The following is a 23,354-nucleotide window of genomic DNA, read 5'->3' on the forward strand; positions in this document are numbered from 1 at the left end:
GACCTGCGAAAACGCCATTCATAACGGTCAGTTCTCGTGTTACCCTGGATAGCCACGGAAGGGGTACCTGTCACATGACGTTCAAGGTTGGCGACACCGTGGTCTATCCCCATCACGGGGCCGCGCTGATCGAGGCCATTGAGACTCGCCAGATCAAAGGCGTGGACAAGACCTACTTGGTGCTCAAGGTCGCCCAGGGCGACCTGACGGTTCGTGTGCCTGCGGACAATGCGGAGTTCGTCGGCGTTCGCGACGTAGTCGGCCAGGACGGGCTGGACCGGGTCTTCGAGGTGCTTCGTGCACCGTATGCCGAAGAGCCGACGAACTGGTCCCGGCGCTACAAGGCAAATCTGGAAAAGCTCGCTTCTGGCGATGTCATCAAGGTCGCCGAAGTGGTGCGTGACCTGTGGCGTCGTGAGCGCGAGCGCGGTCTTTCCGCGGGTGAGAAGCGCATGCTCGCGAAGGCGCGCCAGATCTTGGTCAGCGAGCTCGCGCTCGCTGAGAACACGAACGAGGACAAGGCCGAGGCCCTCCTCGACGAGGTTCTCGCGTCCTGACGCGAAGCCCCGTACACAGTTGTGCCGCGGTGCCCGATGACAAGGTCTCTCCTCCACGAGAGGCCTGTTGCCGGGCGCTGCGGCATGTCTGTACCCATACCTTTTGATCTACTTCTTTGATCACGCCATCCCCATGGCGTGACTGGCGTGCCGGGTCCGGGGCAGCCTGCTCGACCGGTCGTCACGGAAGGGGCGAGGGCGTCGCACCCGGCACCCTTCAGGCCATACCCATGTCGGCCGAAGTCACAAACCTGGCTCGGAGCTACTGATGTCTGACGCAACGCCCACCCCCCGCACCGCCGCGGTGATCCCGGCCGCCGGCCGCGGGGTACGCCTGGGCCCCGGTGCCCCCAAGGCCCTGCGGGCCCTCGGCGGCACCCCGATGCTCGTCCACGCCGTGCGGGCGATGGCCCGCTCCCGCGCCGTCTCCCTCGTCGTGGTCGTCGCGCCGCCCGCCGAAGCCGCCGAGGTGCGCCTCCTGCTGGCCGAGCACGCGCTGCCCGAGCGGACCGAGATCCTCGTCGTGCCCGGCGGGGAGACCCGCCAGGAGTCCGTGCGCGCGGGCCTGGACGCGCTGCCGCAGGACGTCACCTCCGTACTCATCCACGACGCGGCCCGCCCGCTCGTCCCCGTCGACACCGTGGACGCGGTCGTCGAGGCGGTACGGGACGGAGCCGCCGCCGTGGTGCCCGCGCTGCCCCTGGCCGACACCGTCAAGGAGGTCGAGCCCGGCAAGCCCGGCGAGCCCGAGCCGGTCGTCGCCACGCCCGAGCGGGCCCGGCTGCGCGCCGTGCAGACCCCGCAGGGCTTCGACCTCGCCACCCTCCGGCGGGCGCACGCCGCGATCGCCGTCGACGGCGAGGGCGCCACCGACGACGCCGGCATGGTGGAACGGTTCGGCGTGCCCGTCGTCGTGATCCCCGGCCACGAAGAGGCCTTCAAGGTCACCCGCCCGCTCGACCTGGTCCTCGCCGAGGCCGTACTCGCCCGCAGGAGGGCCACCGATGCCTACTAGCCCCGCAGGTTCGCCGGACCGGGGCGCGAGCCCCGCCACCCCGCCCGTAGCCCCTCTGCTGCCGCAGGTCGGTATCGGCACCGACGTCCACGCCTTCGAGGCCGGCCGCGAGCTGTGGTGTGCCGGTCTGCTGTGGGAGGGCGAGGACGGCCTCGCCGGACACTCGGACGGCGACGTCGCCGCGCACGCCGCCTGCGACGCCCTCTTCTCCGCCGCCGGAGTCGGCGACCTCGGCGCGCACTTCGGCACCTCCCGCCCCGAGTGGTCCGGCGCCGCCGGCGTCACCCTTCTGGCGGAGGCCGCCCGCATCGTCCGCGCCGAGGGCTTCGAGATCGGCAACATCGCCATCCAGGTGATCGGCGTGCGCCCGAAGATCGGCAAGCGGCGCGAAGAGGCACAGAAGGCGCTCGCGGCGGCCGCGGGCGCCCCCGTCTCCGTCTCGGGCACCACCACCGACGGACTCGGCCTCACCGGCCGCGCCGAGGGCCTCGCCGCCATCGCCACGGCCCTCGTCTACCGGACGAACCGGGCCTGAATACCCTCCGCGACGGCACCTCTTCGGCAACAAAGGGGCCCCGCGGCCCCAAAGGGTCGCGGGGCACTGCTATACGCGCACTACCCTGGATGCCGTGACTATTCGCCTGTACGACACCAGCGCCCGGCAGATCCGTGACTTCACCCCGCTCACCGCGGGCTGCGTCTCGATCTACCTGTGTGGCGCCACGGTGCAGGCGGCCCCGCACATCGGGCACGTCAGGTCCTACCTGAACTTCGACATCATGCGCCGCTGGTTCACCTACCGCGGCCTCGACGTCACCTTCATCCGCAACGTCACCGACATCGACGACAAGATCATCAAGAAGGGCGCCGAGCAGGGCCGCCCCTGGTGGTCCATCGGCTACGAGAACGAGCGCGCCTTCAACGACGGCTACAACGCGCTGGGCTGCCTCCCGCCCACGTACGAGCCGCGCGCCACCGGCCACGTGCCCGAGATGATCGAGATGATGCGCGTCCTCATCGAGCGCGGTCACGCGTACGAGGCGGACGGCAGCGTCTACTTCGACGTGCGTTCCTTCCCCGGCTACCTGGCGCTGTCCAACCAGGACATCGACGACCTGCGCCAGCCCGCCGAGGAGGGCATCACCGGCAAGCGCGACCCGCGCGACTTCGCCATGTGGAAGGCGTCCAAGCCCGGCGAGCCGGACTGGGAGACCCCGTGGGGCCGCGGCCGTCCCGGCTGGCACCTGGAGTGCTCCGCGATGGCGCACAAGTACCTGGGCAGCGCCTTCGACATCCACGGCGGCGGGCTGGACCTGATCTTCCCGCACCACGAGAACGAGATCGTGCAGGCCCAGGCCTTCGGCGACGAGTTCGCCAAGTACTGGGTCCACAACGCCTGGGTCACCATGTCCGGCGAGAAGATGTCCAAGTCGCTGGGCAACTCGGTGCTCGTCTCCGAGATGGTCAAGCAGTGGCGCCCGATCGTCCTGCGCTACTACCTCGGCACCCCGCACTACCGGTCGATGATCGAGTACAGCGAGGAGGCCCTGCGCGAGGCGGAGTCCGCCTTCGCCCGCATCGAGGGCTTCTGCCAGCGCGTCGTCGAGAAGGCCGGCAAGCCCGTCGAGCCGGCCTCCGAGGTCCCGCCCGCCTTCGCCGAGGCCATGGACGACGACCTCGGGGTGCCCCAGGCGCTCGCGATCGTCCACACCACCGTCCGCCAGGGCAACAGCGCGCTCGCCGCCGACGACAAGGACGCGGCCATCGCCCGCCTGTCCGAGGTCCGGGCCATGCTGGGCGTCCTCGGCCTCGACCCCCTCGACCCCCACTGGGCCGGCGAGGCCGACCGGGAACAGGACCTGCACGGCGCGGTCGACACCCTGGTGCGTCTCGTCCTGGAACAGCGCGAGTCCGCCCGGGCCCGCAAGGACTGGGCGACCGCCGACGCCATCCGCGACCAGCTCCAGCAGTCCGGGCTGGTCATCGAGGACGGCCCGACCGGACCGCGCTGGACCCTGGGCCCCCGCTGAGCCCGGGTAGCTGAGCTTGGTGTGCTGCCCGGCGCTCCGGGCCGCACACTCTTCATACGTACATATCGCAGCATCAAAGAAAACAGGTAGAAGTCATGGCCGGGAACAGCCAGCGCAGGAACCGTCGCACGTCCAACAAGAAGGGCGCGACGGTCGGCAGCGGTGGCCAGCGGCGCAAGGGCCTGGAAGGCAAGGGCCCCACGCCCAAGGCCGAGGACCGCAAGAAGCACAAGGCGAACCGCATCAGCAACGCGATGGCCCGCCAGGCGGCCAAGCGCCGCCCCGCCCCGCGCCGCGGCGGTCCCAAGGGCACCAGCGAGATGGTCGTCGGCCGCAACCCGGTCTTCGAGGCGCTGCGCGACGGGGTCCCGGCCACCACGCTGTACGTCCAGCAGTTCATCGACAACGACGAGCGCGTCCGCGAGGCCCTCCAGCTCGCGGGCGAGCGCGGCAACATCAACCTGATGGAAGCCCCGCGCCCCGAGCTCGACCGCATGACCAACGGGCTCAACCACCAGGGCCTGGTCCTGCAGGTCCCGCCGTACGAGTACGCGCACCCGGAGGACCTCACCGCGGCCGCGTACGACGACGGCGACGACCCGCTGATCGTCGCCCTCGACGGCGTCACCGACCCGCGCAACCTCGGCGCGATCGTCCGCTCCGTCTCCGCCTTCGGCGGCCACGGCGTGGTCATCCCCGAGCGCCGCGCCGCCGGCATGACCGCCGGTGCCTGGAAGACCTCGGCCGGCACCGCCGCCCGCACGCCCGTCTCCCGCGTGACCAACCTGACCCGCGCCCTCCAGGACTACAAGAAGGCCGGCATCACGATCGTCGGCCTCGCCGCCGAGGGCACGCACACGGTCAGCGACCTGGACGCGCTCGGCGGCCCGGTCGTCATCGTCGTCGGTTCCGAGGGCAAGGGCCTGGGCCGTCTCGTCGGCGAGAACTGCGACTACCTCGTGCGCATCCCGATGCCGGGCGGCGCCGAGTCGCTCAACGCCGGTGTCGCCGCGGGCGTCGTGCTCTACGAGGCGGCCCGCCGCCGCGCGGACCGCGGTCGCGTCTGAGCCCGACCACTGATCCACTTGGCTCACGGACAGTGACCCGTGAGCGTGTCACCCCGCCCGTTTCGGGCGGGGTGGCTTGATCTTGACGGGTCTCGGACAGATCCCTGATGTCAAGGCAGTGTCCTAAACACTGATCACTCGGTTAGATGAGTGTGGACACCAGAACGCCAGGTTTCGACGACCAGCCCGCGCTGAGCATGGTCAAGGTGCCGTGCGATCCCGCACAGGTCATCGTCAACCACGCCAGCTTCCGCGTGCGGCTCGCACCGACCCCGAGCGCGCGTTCCAAGCCCTCGAAGGTCCCCGGCCGCGCGCCCGTCCTCGGCGGGGCCGCGGTCGCCGCCGCGGGGGTCACCCGCCGCAGGGCCCCCGTCGTCTGGAGCGGCAAGTCCGACGCCGGCGACGCCGCGGCGATGGGCGGACTCCTCCAGGCGGTGCGCGAGGCCGGACGCGACCCCGACGCGTACGACGGCGGAGCGACCCAGGTCATCCCGCGCCTCGACCTGGCCCACGACCTCGCCGACGAGACCGTCGCCACGCCGACCGTCATCGGCCAGCGCACCTACGGCGACCCCGGCGAGACCCGCCCGCTGGCCGCCGTACGGGACCTCCCGCCCGGCCAGCCGTCCGGCCCGGGGGCGGGCACGGGGCCCGGGGCCGACTCCCGGCGGGGCGCCAACGACACCCGCGCGCAGGCCTCGTACTACCCGGGCCGCCGCATGAACCTCGGCGTCGTGCTCCTCCCGCTGCGCGTCTTCCTCGGGTTCATCTCCATCTACGCCGGCATGGGCAAGCTGTGCGACCCCGTCTACTTCGACGGCGGCGAGCGCGGCTCCATGGTCACCTGGCTGCGCACCCTCCACCCCTGGGCGCTCGCCGAACCGCTGCGCGACTTCGCCCTCGCGCACCCGGTCGGAGCGGGCCTCAGCGTGGCCTTCCTCCAGGTCATCGTGGGCGTGCTGACCGTCTTCGGCCTGTGGCAGCGGTTCGCCGCCTGCTTCGGGGCGCTGCTCTCCGCCGCGCTGCTGATGACGGTCAGCTGGAAGACCGTGCCCGCCTACGACGCGCCCGACATCATCTACCTCGCCGCCTGGAGCCCGCTGATCATCGCGGGCGCCCCGGTCTACTCCCTCGACGGGCGCCTCGCCGGCGAGGCCTGGCGCACCCTCGGACCGCGCTCGGAGGTCTGGCGGCTGCGCCGGCGCGTCCTGCGCCGCGGCGCCGTCATGGCCACCGTCGTCTGCGGGCTCACCCTGCTCATCGGCTCGCTCCTCGGCGGCGCCGTCCGCTCCACCACCGTCGTCACCGTGCCCGGCCCGGGCGAGGCCCCGACCAACTACCTGCCCGGCCGCCCGCTGCCGCAGACCCCGGCCCGGCAGCAGCCCACCCAGCAGCCCTCCAAGGCGCCGTCCCCCTCGGCTTCCCCCACCGAGTCCGCCGCCAAGTCGGCCAAGGCCTCGGCCGCTCCCACCCGGGAGAGCGCGGGCACGGGCTCGGAGTCGCCCACCGCGACGAAGGGCACCACGAGCAGGCAGACCCCGCGCAGCACCCCGCGGCAGTCCACCTCGCCCAAGGCGCCGACCACTTCGGGAACCACGAGCGGCAGCACCACCCCGACCAAGCAGTCCGGCCTGGTCGGAGGACTCCTCGGCTGAGGCTCCTCGGCTGAGACCGACCGGCACGACCGGCACGGAACAGGGCCCGGCGCGCGAGCGTGCCGGGCCCCTTCGTGTGCCGCCGCAGGTGCCCCCCGTACGTTCTCGGGATGCGCGCGGCCTCAGGAAGCCGTCTGCGCGGCCAACTCCCGGGCCGCCTCCGCCAGGTCCTTGGCGGTGTCGATCGCCCGCCAGTAGGCCCCCTGGGGCAGCGGGAAGCCCGCCAGCCGCCGCTCGCGCGCCAGCCGGGGGAAGGTCGTCCGCTCGTGGTCCCCGAAGTCCGGGAGCAGCGCGGCGAATTCGGGCCCGAACACGTACACCCCGGCGTTCACGGCGTACGGCGACGGCGGGGCCTCGATGAAGTCCAGTACCTGCCCGAACTCGTTCGTCTCCACCACGCCCCACGGGATCCGGGGCCGGGCCAGCGCCAGCGTCGCCACGGCGCCCCGCTCCGTGTGGAAGGCCGCCATCTCGCGCAGCGAGAACCGCGTCCATACGTCGCCGTTGGTCGCGTACCAGGCCCGGTCGGGGTGCGGGAGGTGCCGGGCGGCGTACTTGAGGCCGCCGCCGCGCCCCAGCGGCTGCTCCTCCACCACCGTCGTCACCCGCAACGGCAACCGGGCCCCGGCCAGCCACTCCTGGAGCACCTCGGCGAGGTGTCCGCACGAGACCACGGCGTCCGTGACCCCCTCGGACGCCAGCCAGGCCAGCTGGTGGCCGATGATCGGCAGTCCCGTCCCCGGGATCTCGACCATCGGCTTGGGGCGGTCGTCCGTGTACGGACGCAGCCGCGAACCCTGGCCGCCGGCCAGGACGACTGCCTGGGACGGAGCGGCGGGGTCCGCGGCTGCGGAGGGTACGGCGTCGGCGGCGGAAGGGGCGGGCGCGGGGCGGTGGTTGTCGGCCATGGCGGCCAGCGTAGGGACGCGGGCTGCGTCAGCCCATGGAGGCGACGCCGGACGCGTACGCGGTGTCGCACACCGGCCGGGCGTAGGACTGGGCCTTCGTCGGGCCGTACGCGTCGACGGCGGCCCGCCCCAGCGCCCGCGCGATCCCCACGCAGTGCTCGGCGAGCGACGGCCGCCGGTCCACCTCCCGCTGGAGGTGGGTGAGGACGTCGTCGGGCGCCTGCCCCTCCCGGAGTTCGGCGACGAGCTTGTCGCGCAGCACGTCGTGTGCGGCACGCGGCTTCGCGGGCACCGAGACGTCCTCGGCGGAGGCGGTCAGGATCTGGGAGGAGGAAGTGTCCGCCCAGGGGACCATGGTGACCGCGAGGGTCCCGGACAGGACCAGGACGACGGGCAGGACCAGGGCGAGGGAACGGCCGATACGGCGGGCAGTGTGGGTCACGAGGGCGAGAGTAGCGCTCGGTGAAGATTTGGCGACATTCTGTCACTCGGTCGGGGGATGGTTCGACGTGGCTTTTCGAATTACGGGTTGACGCGCGGGCCCGAATGGCCCGGTCTGCCGGGGTTGCTGGGGGGCCGCGGCGACAGGCCCCGCCGGGCCGTGCCCGGGTCCTGCCAGGGGCTCGCGCGGTCAACGGACGGCGAAGGGGCGCCCCTTGGCGGGACGCCCCTTCAAACCCCTCGGCCCTGCGGCGCGTCAGTCGGAGAGGCGCTCACCGGAGGACGTCGAGAACACGTGGATCTCGCCGGCCCGCGGCACCACGTGCATGCTGGACCCCTTCTCCGGCACCTGGCGGCCGTTGACGCGGACCACGAGGTCCTGCGAGCCCTCGGCGGCGGTGGTGGAGCCGTAGACGTAGCCGTCCGCGCCCAGTTCCTCGACGACGTTCACGACGATCGTCAGACCGCCGGACTCCGCGATGTCGAAGTGCTCGGGGCGCACGCCGACCGTGACCGTGCGGTCGCCCGCGTCGGCCGCGGCGGACAGGGCCTCGCGCGACACCGGGACGACGCTGTCGCCGAACTTGACGCCGCCGTCGGTGATCGGGACCTCGACCAGGTTCATGGCGGGGGAGCCGATGAAGCCGGCCACGAAGAGGTTCGCGGGGCGGTCGTACATGTTGCGCGGGGTGTCGACCTGCTGGAGCAGCCCGTCCTTCAGGACGGCCACGCGGTCGCCCATGGTCATGGCCTCGACCTGGTCGTGGGTGACGTAGACCGTGGTGATGCCGAGGTCGCGCTGGAGGGCCGCGATCTGCGTACGGGTGGAGACGCGGAGCTTGGCGTCGAGGTTCGACAGCGGCTCGTCCATGAGGAACACCTGCGGCTTGCGCACGATGGCGCGGCCCATGGCGACGCGCTGGCGCTGACCACCGGAGAGCGCCTTCGGCTTGCGGTCGAGGTACTGGGTCAGGTCCAGCATCTTCGCCGCGTCCTCCACCTTCCGGCGGATGGTGGCCTTGTCCTCGCCTGCGATCTTGAGCGCGAAGCCCATGTTGTCGGCGACCGACATGTGCGGGTACAGCGCGTAGTTCTGGAACACCATCGCGATGTCCCGGTCCTTGGGGGGCAGGTGCGTGACGTCGCGGTCACCGATGCGGATGGCGCCGCCGTTGACGTCCTCCAGGCCGGCGAGCATGCGCAGCGAGGTGGACTTGCCGCAGCCGGACGGACCGACGAGGACGAGGAACTCGCCGTCTTCGATCTCCAGCTCCAGCTGGTCGACGGCGGGCTTGTCGCCGCCGGGGTACAGCCGGGTCGCCTTGTCGAACGTGACAGAAGCCATGGTGATGAATCCCTTCTACCGGCAGGAACGTGCCGGACGATCCGAGTGGAAGGTCTAGTCCAGTAAGCGGACTTTCCGCCCGACGCTACCCGTCCGGACGGCTTCTGTCAGCACCCGGGAGGTCTCGTCTCGGACTCCGTCCGGGTGGCGACCGTTCGCATGGACTTGCGGAGGGTCCGAACCCAGGTGCGGGATCCGGCCGGGCGCAGGCGATACCTCTGGTGCGTCTTGGGGGCGCTTCCCGTGCGGTGGCGCCGGCCCGGCTTGGCACCGAGAGGGAGAACCGAATGAAGAATCGTCTCGTAGTCATCGGATCCGCTGTCGCCGCGAGCGTCGGCCTGTGCCTGGGGGCCGCACCGGCCGCCATGGCCCAGGCTCCGCTGAAGGTGAGCGTGGCCTGCGGTGACGTCGCGGCGCTCCTCACCGCGGTCGGTGACGCGAACGCGAACGACGACGGCGGCACGATCACGCTGGCCAAGGACTGCGCGTACACCTTCACGGACGACTTCGAGGACTCGGGCACGGCCCTGCCGGCGATCACCGGGAAGGTCAAGATCGTCGGGCGCAACTCGACCCTGATCCGGTCCGCCACCCAGGGCCTGCCGCTCTTCCGGATGATCTGGGTGAACGAGGGCGGTGAACTCCTCCTGAAGGGGGTCACCGTGGCCGGCGGCCACTCCGACGGGTACGGCGGCGGCATCAACAACGCGGGCACCCTGCGCCTGGAGGACAGCAAGGTCGCCGGCAACCGGGCCGACGGGGAGGGCGGAGGCATCCACAACACGGCCGGCAGCACGACGCTCGTCGACAGCGAGGTCCTGACCAACGTCGCCGTGACCACGAACGGGATCGCCGGCAACGGCGGCGGCATCAGCAACGACGCGGACGCCACCGTCACCCTGACCAAGTCCACGGTCGCGGGCAACGCGGCCGACGGCAGCGGCGGCGGCATCGAGAACGAGGGCACGCTCACCGTCGCCCACGGCCTCATCACCAACAACGTGGCCCGCGACGGCAGCGGCGGCGGCATCGACAACCTGGGCACGGCGAAGCTCAGGTACACCAAGGTCGTCGAGAACTGGGCCGGTCGCAACGGCGGCGGCGTCAACAACGGCGAGGAGGCGACGCTGGAAGTCCACGACTCGGCCATCGCCGACAACCGGGCGGCTCTGGACGGCGGCGGCCTCAACAACGCCGGCACGGCGACGCTGAAGAAGACCAAGGTGGAGGCGAACCAGGCCGGCCAGAACGGCGGCGGCATCAACAACGTGGAGGAGAACGCGGGCGGCGTCACGCAGCTGACGCTGGAGCACGTGACGATCGCGGAGAACCGCGCGGCGGTCCTGGGCGGCGGCCTCAACAACGGGGAGGGCGCCGGCGTGACCCTCACCGAGACCAAGATCGTCAAGAACCTGCCGACGAACTGCGCCGGTACGGTGCCCGGCTGCACGGCCTGACCCCTCCCGTGCCCCTTCCTGTGACCCCTCGTGCGACCCCTCCCGTGCGGTGCCCGCAGCCAATGTGATGGCTGAGGCAAAGGGCCCTGTGTAGAGTGATGGCGGCCCTGCCTCCTTAGCTCAGCTGGCCAGAGCACCGCTCTTGTAAAGCGGGGGTCGTCGGTTCGAACCCGACAGGGGGCTCACGGCAAAGGGCCAGCGCAAGGGCATGTTTGCCCGGCGCTGGCCCTTCTGCATGATCACTGCCATGCCACCTACGTGCCAGAAGGCGGCGGATCGCTCTCCTCCCGTGCGCGGCGAATCATCTCCCCGAGCTTCCCGGCGATGTGCTGATCACGGTCACTCGTCATGTGCTGGTAGATCAGCGCGGCCCGGGTCGTGCTGTGGCCCATCCGCGTCATGAGTTCACGGGTGCTCGCCCCGGCGCTGGACGCCAGAGTGTTCCCGGTGTGGCGCAGGTCGTGAAAGTGCACCCCACTGTCAACGCCCGCCTTCTCTCGGGCGGCGTTCCAGTCGTCTCGGAAGTTGCTTCGCCGCAGCAGACCGCCGCGGGGACCCTGGAAGAGGTGGCCGTCCTGTCCCGTGCGGGCGAAGTGCTCCAGGTGGTGCGACACCTCAGGGGCGAGCTCGATGGGGAAGGCGACCGGTCGAACGCCGGCGGCGGACTTCGGCGCCTTGTCAGCGAGCTTGCCGTTCTGCAGCTCGGACTGGGCGCGACGGACCAGTACCACGCAGCGGGCCAGGTCGAGGTCCCGGCGACGCAGGGACGCCAGCTCACCGAACCGGAGCGTGGTGAAGGCGGCGAGGAGGACGAGGAGCCGGTAGTGCGGCTGGATGGCGTCGGCAACGGCGTACACCTCAGCCACGGTGAGGATGGGCCGCTCCGGCACGTCATAGCGATCGGCGCCCTTGATACGACACGGGTTGCGGCGGATCAGCTCGTCGTCCACCGCCGTGTTCAGGATCGCCCGGAGGAGTTGGTACGCCTTGACCACGGTCGGCTCTCCTACGCCGGACTCCAGCAGGGCCGTACGCCATGCCCGGACGCGCGGTGTGGTGATCGCCGCCACTGTCCCGGCGCCGAAGGTCGGCTTGATGTACAGCCGGATCACGCCCTCACTCCGCTCCCGGGTGCGGTCTTCCAGCTTGCGATGCTTCAGCCAGTCGTCGGCATAGGGCCCGAAGGTGACCTTGCCAGCGTCGGGGGCTTGGTAGGTGCCCCGGATGATCTCGGCCTCGATGGTGGTCAGCCACACATTGGCATCTGTCTTGGTGTCGAAGGTGCGCGGCGCGGACTTGGTCTCGCCGGACAGCGGATCCCGATACCGCGCCTGCCAGCGGCCCGACCCGAGCTGTCGCACACTGCCGAAGCTGCGCCGTCTTCCCCCACGGTTCGCCATCAGGCCCCCAACCGGAATCGACGCTCGACCGGCCGGACGGTGTGCGTCTCGATGAACGCTTCGACGGCGGGCTCCGGGATGCGGACGTGCCGGCCGACCTTCACGAAGGTGATGCGCCGCTCCTCGATCAGCCGCCGAGGGAAGCGGACGGTCGTGCCGAGCAGCGAGGCCACCTGTTCCACGGTGAGCAGGCGCGCGGCCATGGTCACCACTCCTCTCCGGTAAGTGCTTCGATTTCAGTGCGGTGCTCGCGGGCGTGTTCGCGGTTGTGCTGGAGGTTCCGGCGGACGTTGGCGGCGAGCCAGGACTCACCGGGGGTGGAACCGTGGCCGGCATAGGTCCAGTGGGCGACGACGAGGAGGGTGGCCTCTGGGTGGTCGTCCGGGTCGGGCAGGCCGAGGGAGGCGCGTTGCTGGGCGGCGCGGTAGTCGGCGCGGACCTGGCGTAAGGCGCCGAGGGTGGTCGAGTAGCGGCGGGACTTGGTGGAGAAGTGACCGCGGAAGCCGAGCATGTGAGCCCAGGCGCGTAGCCGCCGGTCCGGGTATGCCCGGTCGAGGTCCATGCAGGCTTCCATGAGGCGTCGGGGGTGGTCGGGCACGCCGAGGAGAACAAGAGCCTCCTTGTTGCCGACCGGGTGGTCCACGGTGCCGGTCGTCTCGGCCGCTTTGGTCGCGTACTTGGCGACGTAGGAGGCGACCGCCTGCTCCGTCAGTTCCTCTCCGTTGCCGAAGGCGACGATGCGCTGGACGTCGATCTGTTCGCCCCACAGGAGCACCCAGTCGTTGTCGATGCCGTGCTCTGGGATGGCCGGTACGACGACGCGGACGCGGGCGGCGGCGGCGTGGATGGCGTCGGTGAGTAGGTCGAGGGTGGCCCAGGCGGGCGGTGGGGTGTCGGGGCCGTCCGGTCCGTCGAAGCGGATCACGGCGTGGAAGTGGACGGCTCCGCGCTTCTGGTACTCGGCGACCTTGCCGAACGAGACGCGGGATTGCTCGCGAGCGGCCTTCTGGGTGAGGCCGGCGCGGTGGGCGATCTCGCGGCGGAGGTAGATCGTGAAGTAGCGCCACAGCTCGGAGGCGTGGTTGTTCCACAGCACCGCGCCCGCGTAGTCGTAGGTGTCCGGGTCGAGCGGGGTGCCCAGTTCCTGGGCGTCCTCGGGGTGCCGGATGCCGCAGCGGCAGGGGCGGGCGCCGGGCCGGTTGTGGACGGGGCCGAAGGACGGGGCGGTCAGGGTGGCGAAGACGCGGGGGTGATCGCGGATCGTCTCGGGTGTGCCTTTGGCGGGATCACCGATGAGGCCGGCGCGGATCAGGTGGTAGGTGTCTCCGGCGTAGGTCCAGGCGCAGGCGGGGCAGCGGGAGGCGCGGCGGTTGCCGCAGGCGACGCGGAGGACTCCGCCGGGTTCGGTGTCGGTGTTGTAGGCGTGGATCACGGTGCGGGTGGCCGGGTCGAGGAGCTTGGTGCCGCCGGAGAGGCGGATCGGGGCGGCGCATCCTCCGGTGCGGCGGATCTGTTCGTGGAGCCGGTCGAAGCCGGGGGCCCCGGCCACCCGGAGCAGGTCGCTCAGGGTGGCCGGGTCCAGGCCCGCCGCGGTGACGGTGTCGGTCACGCGATCACTTCCTGTGGGCGGAGCCGTGGTTGGCGTTCCAACCGGCGACCAGGGCACCGACCTGTGCGTCTCCCTTGGCGGAGGCGGAAGCGCCGCAGTGGCAGACGGCGGAGGCGGTGGCGGGCTCGGACGGGGAGGGCTTGCTGACGTGCAGCCCGGGCGCGTTGTTCGTCGGGGTCAGCTTCGTCATGACGTCACCGGCCGAGCCGGACGAGGGCCGAGGGGATGGTGCGGCCGAGGCCCCGGCAGGTCGGGCAGTTGACGCGGATGGTCGACCGGGTGCCGTCGGAGGTACGGGCGCCGGTGGTGATCGTGGCGGTGGCGAAGCCGTCGCAGTCGCGGCAGACGGGCGGGGTCGGGGCGTGCTGGGGCATGATGAGTTGTCCCTTTCGGGTCCGTGGGATCTGGGAGGGGTTCAGGCGCCCGGGGCGGCGGAAGTTTGGCGACCGAGGCCGCCCCGGGGGCCGCTCAGCGTGTGTTGCGCCTGCCGTGGCCCTTGGCCGCGTACATCGAGGAGTCCGCGGCGGACAGCGCATCGGTGAGGGCCGGTACCGGCAGGTGGTCGCGGTGGCAGTGGCCGACCGAGGCCGAGACCGGCAGGGTGCAGCCGGTGTACGTGACGGGCTGGTCCAAGGCGGCCCGGAGGTCGCGCAGGCCCGTGGTGCGGCCAGGGTCGGTGACGATGGCGGCGAACTCGTCTCCGCCAAGGCGGGCGGCAATGCCGTGTCGTCCGCACCAGGTGGCCAGGCGGCGGGCCGTCGCGGTGAGCACCGCGTCTCCGGCGCCATGGCCGTGGTTGTCGTTGACGGCCTTGAAGTCGTCCAGGTCGACCAGGATCACAAGCGCGTTCGGATTCTTGGCGATGAGGCGTTCGGCGCGAGCGGTCCAACCGGCGCGGGTGTGAAGGCCGGTCAGGGGGTCACGGCGGGCGGTGGCCAGGCGACGCAGGAGCATTCCGCCGTGGAGGGCCCAGCCCAGGGCCGGTAAGCCCGCAGCGATGACGTGCGTGTCCATCCGCGTCACCACCCCTTCTGGAGGTCCTTGACCAGCAGGCGCAGGACCACGGCGATCACGGCGACGGAGACACCGGTGATGGCGACCGCGAGGAGCATCGAGACGAGGACGGCGCCGACGACGAGCACGACGGCGCCACCGCCGGCGGCGAGGGCGACGACGCTGCCGGGGGTGAGCTGGACCGTGGTGCGTGCCGGGGTGGTCGGCGCCGCGTGGTGCTCGGGTGCCATAGGCGAGGTCTCACGGGTGGGCTGGATGCCGGAGAGGGCGACGGGCTGTGCGGGCGGGGTGATGATGCCGGTCGGGAGCGGGTTGACCGGGATGCGCGGTCGGAGCATGGCGGGGTCTCCCTACTTGGTGATCGGGTCGATGAGCGGGGCGAGAGAGCTGTTGGCGAGGAGGTAGCCGCCGATGAGGAGTACGGCCACGAGCCACAGCGGGGGACGGATGAGCTTGTAGCCGAGGGCGCCGACGGCGATCAGGGCGAGCCAGAGCGGTACGTCCATGACGTGGTCTCCTTTGTGATCAGCGCGGGTTGCAGCGGTGCGTGCGGGCGGCGAGTTCGGCGGCGGCGCGACTGCGGTAGTCGGCGGAGAAGTCGCAGCCGGGGGCGGTGCACACGGCGGTGTGCAGGGTGCGGCCCCGGCCGTCGCTGTAGCTGCCGACCGTCACGGGGCCGAAGCGGATGACCTGGTAGAAGCGGTTCGGGCGCACGGGTCTGTCTCCCTTCCTGTCAGGTGAGCTGGGTGGCGATGGCATCCGCCAGTGCGGGCGGGATGCCGAGGCGGCTCCGCAGAGTCGCCGTGTCGATCGGGTCACCGGTCTGTGCCTTGTGGGCGTCCGCGATCTTCTGGGCGTGGTCGAGCAGAGCGGGCGGGACGGGCACAGAGGGCTGGATCGGAACAGGCTCCGGGGGCGCGGACCGCGGATCGGGTTCGGCCGGCGCCAGCTCGGAAGCCGGTTCCGGCGCGCGCTCCACGATCACGTCCGCAGCGGGTTCGACGCGTAGCTGATCCGTGCGCTCCGGCTCTCGGATTGGGGCGGCCGAGTGGGCGAGGAGCGTGCCGCCCAGGAAGGCGAGCGCTGGCCAGCCAGCGACAAGGATCCGCAGCCAGGCTGGGACGTTGTTCAGGTCAAGCAGTCCGGCGGTGGCGACGTTGGCGCCGAGCGACGCGATCAGGGCGATGGCGAACCACAGCCATGCGTCGCGGTTCTCCTCATCGGTGCGCATCCGACGCCACGCCGCCACCAGCAGCAGGTCAACGCTGACCGGGTAGGCCCACGCTTTCCAGCCGTCCTGTCCGGCTGCTGCTGCAAGGTCGTGCAGGTGGGCGAAGGACAGAGCACCGGCGATGACGGCCTGGATGAGCACGGCATCGAGGCGGAGAGTGCGGGACACGGTCGCCTCCTTTCGGGAGGCCGGTGCGGGGTGCGGTTCTCCGGCACCAGCGGGTTGGGGAACGGGTCAGGCGGTGCCGGTGCCGAGGCAGGTCGGGCACAGTCCGGACTGAGTGGCGCCGATCTCCCGGCGCTTGCGCCCGACCCGGACGGTCGTGGTGGTCTCCCCGGACCCGTCGCAGGTGCCGCAGGCTTCGGCGGCCGGTGTGGGCTTGGGGGATTGGGGTCGTCGGGCCGGTGCCTTCTTCTCGGTGGTCATGGCGATTCCTTTCGGTTTCGGGCATGGGTCGGGTAGGGACCTGGCGCGAGACGGTCGCGCCGACCGAGGAGAGGGGATTGCTAGTCCGTGGCCGGAGTCGGCTTCACGAGCGGAACGGACCCGGCGGCCGGGGCCACGGTGGGGATCACCGGCCGGTACGGGGAGAGGGCGGGAAGGACCGGGGTCCGGTGCGCGAACTGGGCGCAGATCTTGGCAGCTTCCTCAGCACTCAACTCGGGGGTGCGGATCCGGGACCAGCCGCCGGAGGTATCACCGGCCACCGCGACGCCGGGCTTGTCGGGCGGGATCGTCGTCACGGCCACGACCGCGTCCGGGGCGATGTCGCCCAGGCCCATGTCGGCGGTCTGCTTGTCGTTGACGCGGTGGACCACCCGGCCGGTGAGCTGGGCGCGGAGCGTGGTGGCGCCCTTGCCGAGTTCGGAGCCGAAGCGCTGGCCGCAGACCTCCAGGTAGATGCCGGCCGCGCGGGCCATCTGCCCGAGTCGGACCAACTGCATGACCATCCGGTCCCGGCGGTCCTCGTCCTTCTTACTGGCCACGAGGAACAGCTCTGCCACCTCGTCCACGAGCAGCACGACCGGCACGGGCCGGACCTCCTCGGGCAGTGCCCAAAGATCGGCCGCACCGTAGTCGCTCAGCAGGTCGAAGCGGCTTTCCATCTCGCCCACGAGCGCGTCCAGGAGGCCTGACGCCTCCTCCGGTGTGACGGCGAGCGCCGACAGGCGCGGCGCGTACCGGCGCTGCTCGACCCCCCTCTTGCAGTCGATCCCGACCAGGGCGACCCGCAACGGGGCAAGCCCGGCGATCAGGTTGCGCAGGTACATGGACTTGCCCGACTGGTTCGCGCCGAGTGTCAGCGCGTGCGGCACCTTGAGGTAGTCCCGTACGAACGCGGTGCCGTCCTCCCGGAGCGCGACCGGGACCACCATCTGCCCGCACGGGCGCCGACGCGGCATCTTCACCCGCCGCAGTACGTCGTAGCCGGTCATCCGCAGCTCCACGAAGCCCGGCTTCGTCTCCACCACGTGGACGGAGTGGACACCCCAGGCGTGGCGCAGCCGCTCGGAGGCCGCCATCACGTCGGAGGGCTCCAGCCCGGCCGGAAGGCGCAGGGTGACCCGCATACCGGTCGAGGAACCCCGCACCCGGCGGACCTTCGGCGGGACCGGCTGTACGTCGCTGCGGCGGGCCACGTTGCGGACCACGAAGGCCCGGAGGCGGGACGGCTGCACCGTCAGTCCGCACACGTCCATCGTGGCCCGGTACGTCACCGCGAACCGAACCCGGGCCACCGGCAGGCCCGCCACGGACCAGAACACGCGTGGGGCGCGGACCTTCGCGTATCCGAGACCACCGCCCGCACCGGCCAAGGGAAGGCCGACCTCCCATAAGGTCGTCAGGTCGGCCATGGTCATGCCCCGACCGTGATGGCGACGGCGCGGAACGAAATGCCGTGCCGGGTCTGGCCGTTGAACGTGTTCTCCCAGTCCCGGGCCTTGAGGCCGATCACCGACACCGGCATACCCGGCATCAGACCCTCGGGAAGACCGGTCTCCGGGACGGTCACCTGGTAGAGGTTGCCCTCCCCCTCGTCCGAAATCAGCAGGCCCACCGTGGAGAGGCCAGCGCCCGTCTCCCGGTCCATCGCCCGTTCACCGGTCTGCTTGCTCACGAGCTTCGGGGTCGGAGCCGTGGCCACGAACACCACGGCGGTCGACGTGTCCACCTTGAACGACGGCATGGTTTCTCCTTCAGAGATGCCAGCAGGGAGCTAGATGACCAACTTGGCTATCCCGGTTGGTCACATCTCGAAGGTAGGAGAGATGGCTAGCCATGTCAACAACATGACTGGCATGGCTGTCCTGCCTCTGGTGGTGTCGCCTACCATCGACCCATGACCTTCGTCCCCGAGCCCCTCGATCCAGACGACGACCGAGCCCCGTACGAGCAGGTGGCAAGCAGCCTCAGCGCCGCCATCCGCACTCGGAAGCTGGGCCCAGGCGAGAAGCTCCCGTCACACGCGAAGCTGACGGAGTACTACGGGTTCGCTCGGGCGACGATCCAGCGCGCGCTGCGCGACCTCGAAGACGAGGGCCTGGTGGTCTCCCGCAAGGGCAGCGGCGTCTACGTGCGCAACCGGACCGAGCGGCCGGCGGGCCTGCGCCCGTACGTCGAGCAGGCATTTTCCAAGGACCGCGTGACGATCGACTTTGCCGGGTTCTCCAGCGAGACGCTGCATGGGGCGCTTCAGGAACCGCTCGACAAGATCCGGGTCGGCCGACTCACGCCGTCGAGCATCGCCGTCCGGATACTCGTCCCGGACATGTCGGTGCCCCAGGCCGCGCCGGTGCGGATGGATGACGGCGCGGATGACAAGCGGCTTCGCGACCGCATGCACGACATCATGGTCAGCTACACCCGCAGCATCCGAGATGCCATTACCGAGCTGGAGCACCTGGGTCTTGTCGCTCAGACCCAGATCAGCGTCCGCGTTCACAGCGGAACCCAGTTCTTCAAGCTCTACGTGATCAACGACGAGGACGCGTTCTTCGGGTACTACCCGATCCGCCCCAACAAGGTCGTCGCCCAGGGCGAGACGATCGAGATCTACGACCTCGTGGGCAAGGACGCCACGCTCTTCCACCACTCGATCAACGACGGCGAGTCCTCCAGCGGAGCACAACAGGTCCAGCAGGCCCGAATGTGGTTCGACAGCGTGTGGGAGACCATCGGAAGGGACTTCGACCTTGACGCACGATGACCGGCTCTCAGGGGTGCTTGCGAACGCGCGGGTCGTCTTCTTCGACTTCGACGGCCCCATGTGCGACGTGTTCGCCGGGTTGCCCGCTCCCAAGGTCGCTGAGCAGCTCACCGTGCTTCTCGCCTCCCATGACGAAGCCGCGGGTGCCAAGGCCGCCGAGACCGACGACCCGATCGAGGTCCTGCGCATCGCCCGCGAAGCGGACACCGCCATTGGCCAGGAAGTAGAGCGTGCGCTGACGGAGGCAGAAATCGAAGCCGTTGCCGTGGCCGGGCCGCCGACTCCGGGAGCGGTGGAAGCCCTTCGAGCCGCGCAGTCGTCCGGGCGGGTCGTGATGGTTGTGAGCAACAACTCGGCTGACTGCGTCGGGCGCTTCGTGGAGGTGCACGGTCTGGGCGAGTACGTTGCCGGGATCGTCGGCCGGCCCTTTGGTCAGCCCCATCTGATGAAGCCGAACCCGTACCCACTCATCACGGCGGCCGAGCAGGCGCATGTGGACGTCACGCACTGCACGCTGATCGGTGACTCGCTGACGGATATCCAGGCCGCTCATGCAGCCGGTACGACGGTCATCGGCTACGCCAACAAGCCCCACAAGGCGGCCCAGTTCGCCGAAGCGGGAGCTGACACAGTCACGGACGACATGGCGGCCATCGCCGAGGCGCTCATCACGGCGTAGCCGTAGGAGCAGCGCGGACCTGTTACAGGTTTCTCTACCTCATCAAGCACCCGGCTGCGCTCCGCTCCGCCGGGCGGGCTTCCCGGCTCCGCTCCGCGCGACGCTCCTGCCTTCGGCCCGCTCCGCGCGCGCTGCGCCGACGCCCGCCCCTGCAAGGCGGGATAGGCCAAAGGGCATGAGCCAGTCCCCTACGGGCCGCCGGTTCCATCTGTCACCGACATGCCTCCGGCGGGGGCCTCAGGCTCCGGGATGGCGGGGGCACCGTTCGCGGGTGCCGGCCCGTGGATGGCTGGGGCGGGGAACTCCCATCCCATCTGCCATCGGCCCAGGACAAGCCGAGCAGACACGGTGCCGGGCGTCCAGGTCGTTCGTACAGTGGCGCGCTCCACCTGGACGCCCGGCACCGCGTCCGCTCCACATGCGTGTGGGCCGACGGCAGACGGGATGGGAGTTGGGGTGGGTGGTGGGCGACCCGGTCGACACGCTCAGCTTCAGTCTTGGCATGACATCGACCAACGCCGCTCCAGATCGCTGGCGAGAATCGGCCATCCTGCGGTTGTGAGCCCGCGTACATTCTGTGAGCGGCCCAGTCATGGTCGTGCAGCAGTGCGTCTATGTCGCCCCCATCCTTTAACGCAGAGCAACCCAGTAAAACGATCGTTTCCATTGCTAACCACGCACTGTGATCCTTGAAACGATCGTTTCAACGGAGAGTTGTCGTGTTGCGAATCATGCGCACAGGGGCTTGGCCGAACTGTTGCTACGGTCCGGCAGCAAGAAAAGAGCCCACCCCGACCGCAAGTGCTTGGCCGTGCGTGCGGTCAGGGGGGCCCAAGCCAACTGGAGGCTCGTTGATGAGTGTGGCTCTTCCCCAGGGGGATCTGTCAAACCCCATCCCAGGGAGCTGGGTTATTGCAGTGGTCGTCATAGTGCTGGTTCTCTCTCCAGCGTCAGCACAGGCTCTTGGGGCGTACGTCGACGCCGTGACTTTGGTATCTGCGCTCGTGGGCGTCGGTACCGCAGCGGTGTACCGCAACCGCGGCAGCCAAATCTGATGGCTAATGCGCTGGAGGCACTGTGTCGTGGCTGGAATGACCGTCACTGACCGGTCTGGCTAGAGCTACGGATCAGAAGGCTGCACAGACCAGGCCCCTGACCGCTACAGAGGTCAGGGGCCTGGCTAGTGGTGGCCAGTACGCGCTGGGAGGGGAGTTACCTCTCCTCGTCGCCGCCCTTGCCTCCCCTACGGTCGGTGGGGAGAACCGCGACGACCGCGGCGGCGACTCCCAGGGCCGAGCCGGCGGCCGGCGCGATCATGGCGAGTCCGAACGCGACGGCCCCGGCCGCGACGAGCGCCACCATCTTCCGGTTGGGGCGGCGGCGCCGCTCGCCATCCGACGGGGTTCGTCGTACTTTCATGTGGATGCCTCCTGGAGTGATGAACGAGGTGTTCAAGGGCGGCCCCCGGTGCAACGGGTGGCCGCCTGCTCCATTTGCAGGGGCCGTAGCCGCGTTCTCGATCTAGGCCGTCAAGCGCCCCGCGAGGCCCTATCCGGCAATCCAACAGACCTGTACTTCCTCTTGGCTTGCCCCCGAACAAGCTCCTCCCCCGCGCCTCCTCGACCTACCGCATGTCCGATTTGGATGCGGCTTTTGCGGGTCGGATTCCCGCATCTGATTCCTTCAGCGCATGAGCAGAGTACACTACGACACGCCGTAGTAGATCGGCACGAACGAAGAGGAGAGCTGCACATGACGGAGGTGAACGTCGCGGACCCAGCCGGCGTGATGTGGGGTCTCGCACCCGGCGAGACGATCGAGCGCAAGCGGCTGCACGCCGAGTACGGCGGTCGGACTCAGGGGGGCATCGGCCCATCGGCGAAGACGCCCAACGTCATGATCTTTACGGACCCGATCGCCGGCGAAAAACACGGCTACTACGACGGGTGGATGCCGGACGGACTCTTCCACTACAGCGGCGAAGGGCAGTACGGCGACCAACGGATGCTGTCGGGCAACGCCAGCATCCTCAATCACCGCGCCGAAGGCCGCGCGCTTCGCGTCTTCCAGGGCGCCCGCGGGGTCGTCACCTACCTCGGCGAGTTCGAGGTTGACAGCTGGTACGAGGCCGACGCTCCGGAGACCGGTGACGGGCCGCTCCGTAAGGTGATCGTCTTCAGGCTGCGGCCGGTGGACACCCCCGTGCAGGAGCCGGGAACGAAGCTGGGGCGGGTGCTACGCAACCAGCCCGAGCCTGTCGTGCACGTTGACATCGAGCAGCAGGAGACCGAGAAGGCGTTCGTCAACCCGAGCCGCGAGCCCTACGAGGCAGAGCGGCGGGAAGCCAAGCTCGTTCTCCAGTTCAGCGACTACCTCAGGTCGAAGGGGGAGCAGGTCCATCGGCATCGGATCCTGCCCGACGGCGAAACCCGTCCCCTGCTGACCGACCTCTACGCCCCAGGGATCGGTTTGCTGGTCGAGGCGAAGGGGAGCGTCACGCGTGAGAACGTGCGCATGGCCATTGGGCAGCTTGCCGACTACAGCCGCTTCGTAAAACCGGTCACGCGCGCGATTCTTCTACCGTCCAAGCCCCGCCAGGACCTGATCGACCTTGCAGCGAGCCAGGAGTGCGTGGTCCTGTGGCCTGCCGGCAAGTCGTTCGAAAGCAGCAGCTCAGACATGCAGCCCTAGCAGGTCGGCCCCGGGCTGGCCTCAGTAATGCTGCATCACCTGAGTGATGCAGCAGTATTAATGTCGGCAGCGCCTTGGGGCACGGCACCTGTGTCCCGGCCCGCGGAAACCTGAGACACCGGACGTTGCCAGATGCGTGCCAGGTGGGGCGGACAGCCACGGACAACACCGGGCTCCAAACAGCGCGAAGGTCCCACCTCCTACGCGTGTTTGCACAGGTCCCAGGGCTTTCAGGGCCTCGAAGATCGGTGATTCCCAAGCTCATAGCTCCTGTCGGCATGAGACCTAAAGCCAGTCACAGGGCAGAAGGCTCGGGCGTTAGCTGTAGGGGTGCACGTTGATGGACTTGAGCCCGGATCTACTGCCGCTGGGGTGGGTGCGGGATCGCCACCAGGTCCAGGCCGCAGGTTGGGCTACCGGTGTGGTGGCTGCCGGTCGGCACCGCTGTCCTGATCCCGAGGGCAGCACGGCCTGGGAGGGCGCACAAGGTCGTTCGTCCAGTGGGGCGCTCCACCTTGTGCGCCCTCCCAGGCCGTGCAGGGGCGGTGCCCATCAGGACAACGGCACCGACCTCCGAGGAGCACACCATGGCCTGCACCGACCCCCAGTGCGACGGCGGCATCATCCCCAACCCGTACTCGGACGACCCCGAGGACCTGACGCTCTGCCCCGGCTGCAACCACGGGTACGACCCCCGCGACTACGCCAGCTGATCCAGCCGCGGGCCCCGGCGCGAGTCGGGGCTCGCAGGGTTGGCGGTACAGCAGTGGCGTACCGCAACCACCGCAACCGCCCCCGGTCGCCAGCACTCCGACGAGGCCGTGAAGCAGCCGGTATGACCGTCGCTGACCGATCCGGCTAGATCTACGGAACAGAAGGCGGGCCGTGCCACTTCCGTGCCAGAAGTGGCGGGGAGCCACGGGGAGTCGGGAGCAACGGCGGTGTACGCCACCGGCATTGCCCAGGCGGCGAGCTGGCAGGTCAGCCCCTGGATTGCCCGCCCGCTCTTGTAAAGCGGGGGTCGTCGGTTCGAACCCGACAGGGGGC

28 protein-coding genes and 2 tRNA genes are annotated in these 23,354 nt (G+C 70.1%); 13 read left to right on the forward strand and 17 right to left on the reverse strand.

The features are described 5' to 3' along the window. Window positions 1-74 precede the first annotated feature (74 nt). From ACF059_RS31810 to ACF059_RS31835, 6 genes are all read left to right on the forward strand, one after another. A complete protein-coding gene (locus ACF059_RS31810; RefSeq protein ID WP_003953493.1) occupies window positions 75-557 on the forward strand; it encodes a CarD family transcriptional regulator in 483 nt (160 codons plus the stop codon). A 268-nt stretch (window positions 558-825) separates the two neighbouring features. Beyond that, a complete protein-coding gene (gene ispD, locus ACF059_RS31815) occupies window positions 826-1,572 on the forward strand; it encodes a 2-C-methyl-D-erythritol 4-phosphate cytidylyltransferase (protein WP_392064133.1) in 747 nt (248 codons plus the stop codon). Beyond that, entirely contained in the window at window positions 1,562-2,107 is a 546-nt protein-coding gene (gene ispF, locus ACF059_RS31820) for a 2-C-methyl-D-erythritol 2,4-cyclodiphosphate synthase (protein WP_392064136.1), read from the forward strand. The genes ispD and ispF overlap by 11 nt, the downstream gene beginning before the upstream one ends. A 94-nt stretch (window positions 2,108-2,201) precedes the next feature. After that, the gene (cysS, locus tag ACF059_RS31825) at window positions 2,202-3,602 is read left to right on the forward strand and encodes a cysteine--tRNA ligase (RefSeq protein WP_366868388.1); all 1,401 of its coding nucleotides are present in this window, start codon (window positions 2,202-2,204) and stop codon (window positions 3,600-3,602) included. Between the two features lie 95 nt (window positions 3,603-3,697). Beyond that, window positions 3,698-4,669 (forward strand): 23S rRNA (guanosine(2251)-2'-O)-methyltransferase RlmB, encoded by a 972-nt coding sequence (rlmB, locus tag ACF059_RS31830; protein WP_360894180.1) that lies wholly within the window; start codon window positions 3,698-3,700, stop codon window positions 4,667-4,669. 146 nt (window positions 4,670-4,815) lie between these two features. Further along, window positions 4,816-6,324 carry a DoxX family membrane protein gene (locus ACF059_RS31835; protein WP_392064139.1) on the forward strand — a complete coding sequence of 503 codons (1,509 nt, stop codon included), beginning with the start codon at window positions 4,816-4,818 and terminating at the stop codon, window positions 6,322-6,324. 122 nt (window positions 6,325-6,446) lie between these two features. Here the strand turns inward: ACF059_RS31835 and ACF059_RS31840 are convergent, their stop codons facing one another. The 3 genes from ACF059_RS31840 to ACF059_RS31850 all read right to left on the reverse strand — a co-directional run bounded on the left by ACF059_RS31840 (window position 6,447) and on the right by ACF059_RS31850 (window position 9,018). Next, on the reverse strand, window positions 6,447-7,232 hold the full coding sequence (locus ACF059_RS31840) for an NDP-sugar synthase (protein WP_392064142.1): 786 nt from the start codon (window positions 7,230-7,232) through the stop codon (window positions 6,447-6,449). Between the two features lie 28 nt (window positions 7,233-7,260). Further along, complete coding sequence (locus ACF059_RS31845; protein ID WP_392064145.1) at window positions 7,261-7,674, reverse strand: hypothetical protein; 414 nt, start codon at window positions 7,672-7,674, stop codon at window positions 7,261-7,263. 255 nt (window positions 7,675-7,929) lie between these two features. Next, the gene (locus ACF059_RS31850) at window positions 7,930-9,018 is read right to left on the reverse strand and encodes a sn-glycerol-3-phosphate ABC transporter ATP-binding protein UgpC (RefSeq protein ID WP_366868384.1); all 1,089 of its coding nucleotides are present in this window, start codon (window positions 9,016-9,018) and stop codon (window positions 7,930-7,932) included. 287 nt (window positions 9,019-9,305) lie between these two features. Here ACF059_RS31850 and ACF059_RS31855 point away from each other — a divergent pair, with 287 nt between their 5' ends. Then, window positions 9,306-10,475 (forward strand): hypothetical protein, encoded by a 1,170-nt coding sequence (locus ACF059_RS31855; protein WP_392064148.1) that lies wholly within the window; start codon window positions 9,306-9,308, stop codon window positions 10,473-10,475. 109 nt (window positions 10,476-10,584) lie between these two features. Beyond that, window positions 10,585-10,658 (forward strand) — tRNA-Thr (locus ACF059_RS31860). Between the two features lie 71 nt (window positions 10,659-10,729). Here the strand turns inward: ACF059_RS31860 and ACF059_RS31865 are convergent. The 13 genes from ACF059_RS31865 to ACF059_RS31925 form a co-directional block, all read right to left on the reverse strand. Further along, a complete protein-coding gene (locus ACF059_RS31865; protein WP_392064151.1) occupies window positions 10,730-11,875 on the reverse strand; it encodes a tyrosine-type recombinase/integrase in 1,146 nt (381 codons plus the stop codon). Beyond that, window positions 11,875-12,078: an excisionase family DNA-binding protein gene (locus tag ACF059_RS31870; protein WP_360894159.1), complete on the reverse strand. Its 204-nt coding sequence runs from the start codon at window positions 12,076-12,078 to the stop codon at window positions 11,875-11,877. Before ACF059_RS31870 ends, ACF059_RS31865 begins: the two co-directional genes overlap by 1 nt. A 2-nt stretch (window positions 12,079-12,080) precedes the next feature. Then, window positions 12,081-13,484 carry a replication initiator protein RepSA gene (repSA, locus tag ACF059_RS31875; RefSeq protein ID WP_392064154.1) on the reverse strand — a complete coding sequence of 468 codons (1,404 nt, stop codon included), beginning with the start codon at window positions 13,482-13,484 and terminating at the stop codon, window positions 12,081-12,083. A gap of 4 nt (window positions 13,485-13,488) precedes the next feature. After that, complete coding sequence (locus ACF059_RS31880; protein WP_392064157.1) at window positions 13,489-13,674, reverse strand: hypothetical protein; 186 nt, start codon at window positions 13,672-13,674, stop codon at window positions 13,489-13,491. A gap of 4 nt (window positions 13,675-13,678) precedes the next feature. Beyond that, on the reverse strand, window positions 13,679-13,858 hold the full coding sequence (locus ACF059_RS31885; RefSeq protein WP_392064160.1) for a hypothetical protein: 180 nt from the start codon (window positions 13,856-13,858) through the stop codon (window positions 13,679-13,681). A 94-nt stretch (window positions 13,859-13,952) separates the two neighbouring features. Continuing rightward, window positions 13,953-14,498 (reverse strand): GGDEF domain-containing protein, encoded by a 546-nt coding sequence (locus ACF059_RS31890; RefSeq protein ID WP_392064163.1) that lies wholly within the window; start codon window positions 14,496-14,498, stop codon window positions 13,953-13,955. Window positions 14,499-14,503: 5 nt separating this feature from the next. Continuing rightward, complete coding sequence (locus tag ACF059_RS31895; protein ID WP_392064165.1) at window positions 14,504-14,836, reverse strand: SpdD-like protein; 333 nt, start codon at window positions 14,834-14,836, stop codon at window positions 14,504-14,506. 12 nt (window positions 14,837-14,848) lie between these two features. Continuing rightward, a complete protein-coding gene (locus tag ACF059_RS31900; protein WP_360894141.1) occupies window positions 14,849-15,004 on the reverse strand; it encodes a hypothetical protein in 156 nt (51 codons plus the stop codon). Between the two features lie 19 nt (window positions 15,005-15,023). Further along, window positions 15,024-15,212: a mobile element transfer protein gene (locus tag ACF059_RS31905; RefSeq protein ID WP_392064169.1), complete on the reverse strand. Its 189-nt coding sequence runs from the start codon at window positions 15,210-15,212 to the stop codon at window positions 15,024-15,026. A 19-nt stretch (window positions 15,213-15,231) separates the two neighbouring features. Then, complete coding sequence (locus ACF059_RS31910; protein WP_392064172.1) at window positions 15,232-15,897, reverse strand: DUF2637 domain-containing protein; 666 nt, start codon at window positions 15,895-15,897, stop codon at window positions 15,232-15,234. A gap of 66 nt (window positions 15,898-15,963) precedes the next feature. Next, window positions 15,964-16,155 (reverse strand): hypothetical protein, encoded by a 192-nt coding sequence (locus tag ACF059_RS31915; RefSeq protein WP_392064174.1) that lies wholly within the window; start codon window positions 16,153-16,155, stop codon window positions 15,964-15,966. Window positions 16,156-16,235: 80 nt separating this feature from the next. After that, the gene (locus tag ACF059_RS31920) at window positions 16,236-17,585 is read right to left on the reverse strand and encodes an FtsK/SpoIIIE domain-containing protein (protein WP_392064239.1); all 1,350 of its coding nucleotides are present in this window, start codon (window positions 17,583-17,585) and stop codon (window positions 16,236-16,238) included. 2 nt (window positions 17,586-17,587) lie between these two features. Beyond that, window positions 17,588-17,917, reverse strand: a complete 330-nt coding sequence (locus tag ACF059_RS31925; RefSeq protein WP_030764160.1) for a hypothetical protein — start codon at window positions 17,915-17,917, stop codon at window positions 17,588-17,590. Window positions 17,918-18,070: 153 nt separating this feature from the next. Here ACF059_RS31925 and ACF059_RS31930 point away from each other — a divergent pair, with 153 nt between their 5' ends. Next, window positions 18,071-18,937: a GntR family transcriptional regulator gene (locus ACF059_RS31930; RefSeq protein ID WP_392064177.1), complete on the forward strand. Its 867-nt coding sequence runs from the start codon at window positions 18,071-18,073 to the stop codon at window positions 18,935-18,937. Then, window positions 18,924-19,616 (forward strand): HAD family hydrolase, encoded by a 693-nt coding sequence (locus ACF059_RS31935; RefSeq protein WP_392064180.1) that lies wholly within the window; start codon window positions 18,924-18,926, stop codon window positions 19,614-19,616. The genes ACF059_RS31930 and ACF059_RS31935 overlap by 14 nt, the downstream gene beginning before the upstream one ends. 1,212 nt (window positions 19,617-20,828) lie before the next feature. Here ACF059_RS31935 and ACF059_RS31940 read toward each other — a convergent pair. Beyond that, entirely contained in the window at window positions 20,829-21,035 is a 207-nt protein-coding gene (locus tag ACF059_RS31940; protein ID WP_392064182.1) for a hypothetical protein, read from the reverse strand. A 333-nt stretch (window positions 21,036-21,368) separates the two neighbouring features. Between ACF059_RS31940 and ACF059_RS31945 the strand changes: the two genes are divergently transcribed. From ACF059_RS31945 to ACF059_RS31955, 3 genes are all read left to right on the forward strand, one after another. Continuing rightward, complete coding sequence (locus ACF059_RS31945) at window positions 21,369-22,307, forward strand: restriction endonuclease (RefSeq protein WP_392064185.1); 939 nt, start codon at window positions 21,369-21,371, stop codon at window positions 22,305-22,307. Between the two features lie 587 nt (window positions 22,308-22,894). After that, window positions 22,895-23,020 carry a hypothetical protein gene (locus tag ACF059_RS31950; protein ID WP_392064188.1) on the forward strand — a complete coding sequence of 42 codons (126 nt, stop codon included), beginning with the start codon at window positions 22,895-22,897 and terminating at the stop codon, window positions 23,018-23,020. A gap of 254 nt (window positions 23,021-23,274) precedes the next feature. Next, window positions 23,275-23,352, forward strand: a tRNA-Thr gene (locus tag ACF059_RS31955). The last annotated feature ends 2 nt before the right edge of the window (window positions 23,353-23,354 follow it).

The organism is Streptomyces sp. NPDC016562 (assembly GCF_043076955.1).
In the GTDB taxonomy this organism is placed as follows: domain Bacteria; phylum Actinomycetota; class Actinomycetes; order Streptomycetales; family Streptomycetaceae; genus Streptomyces.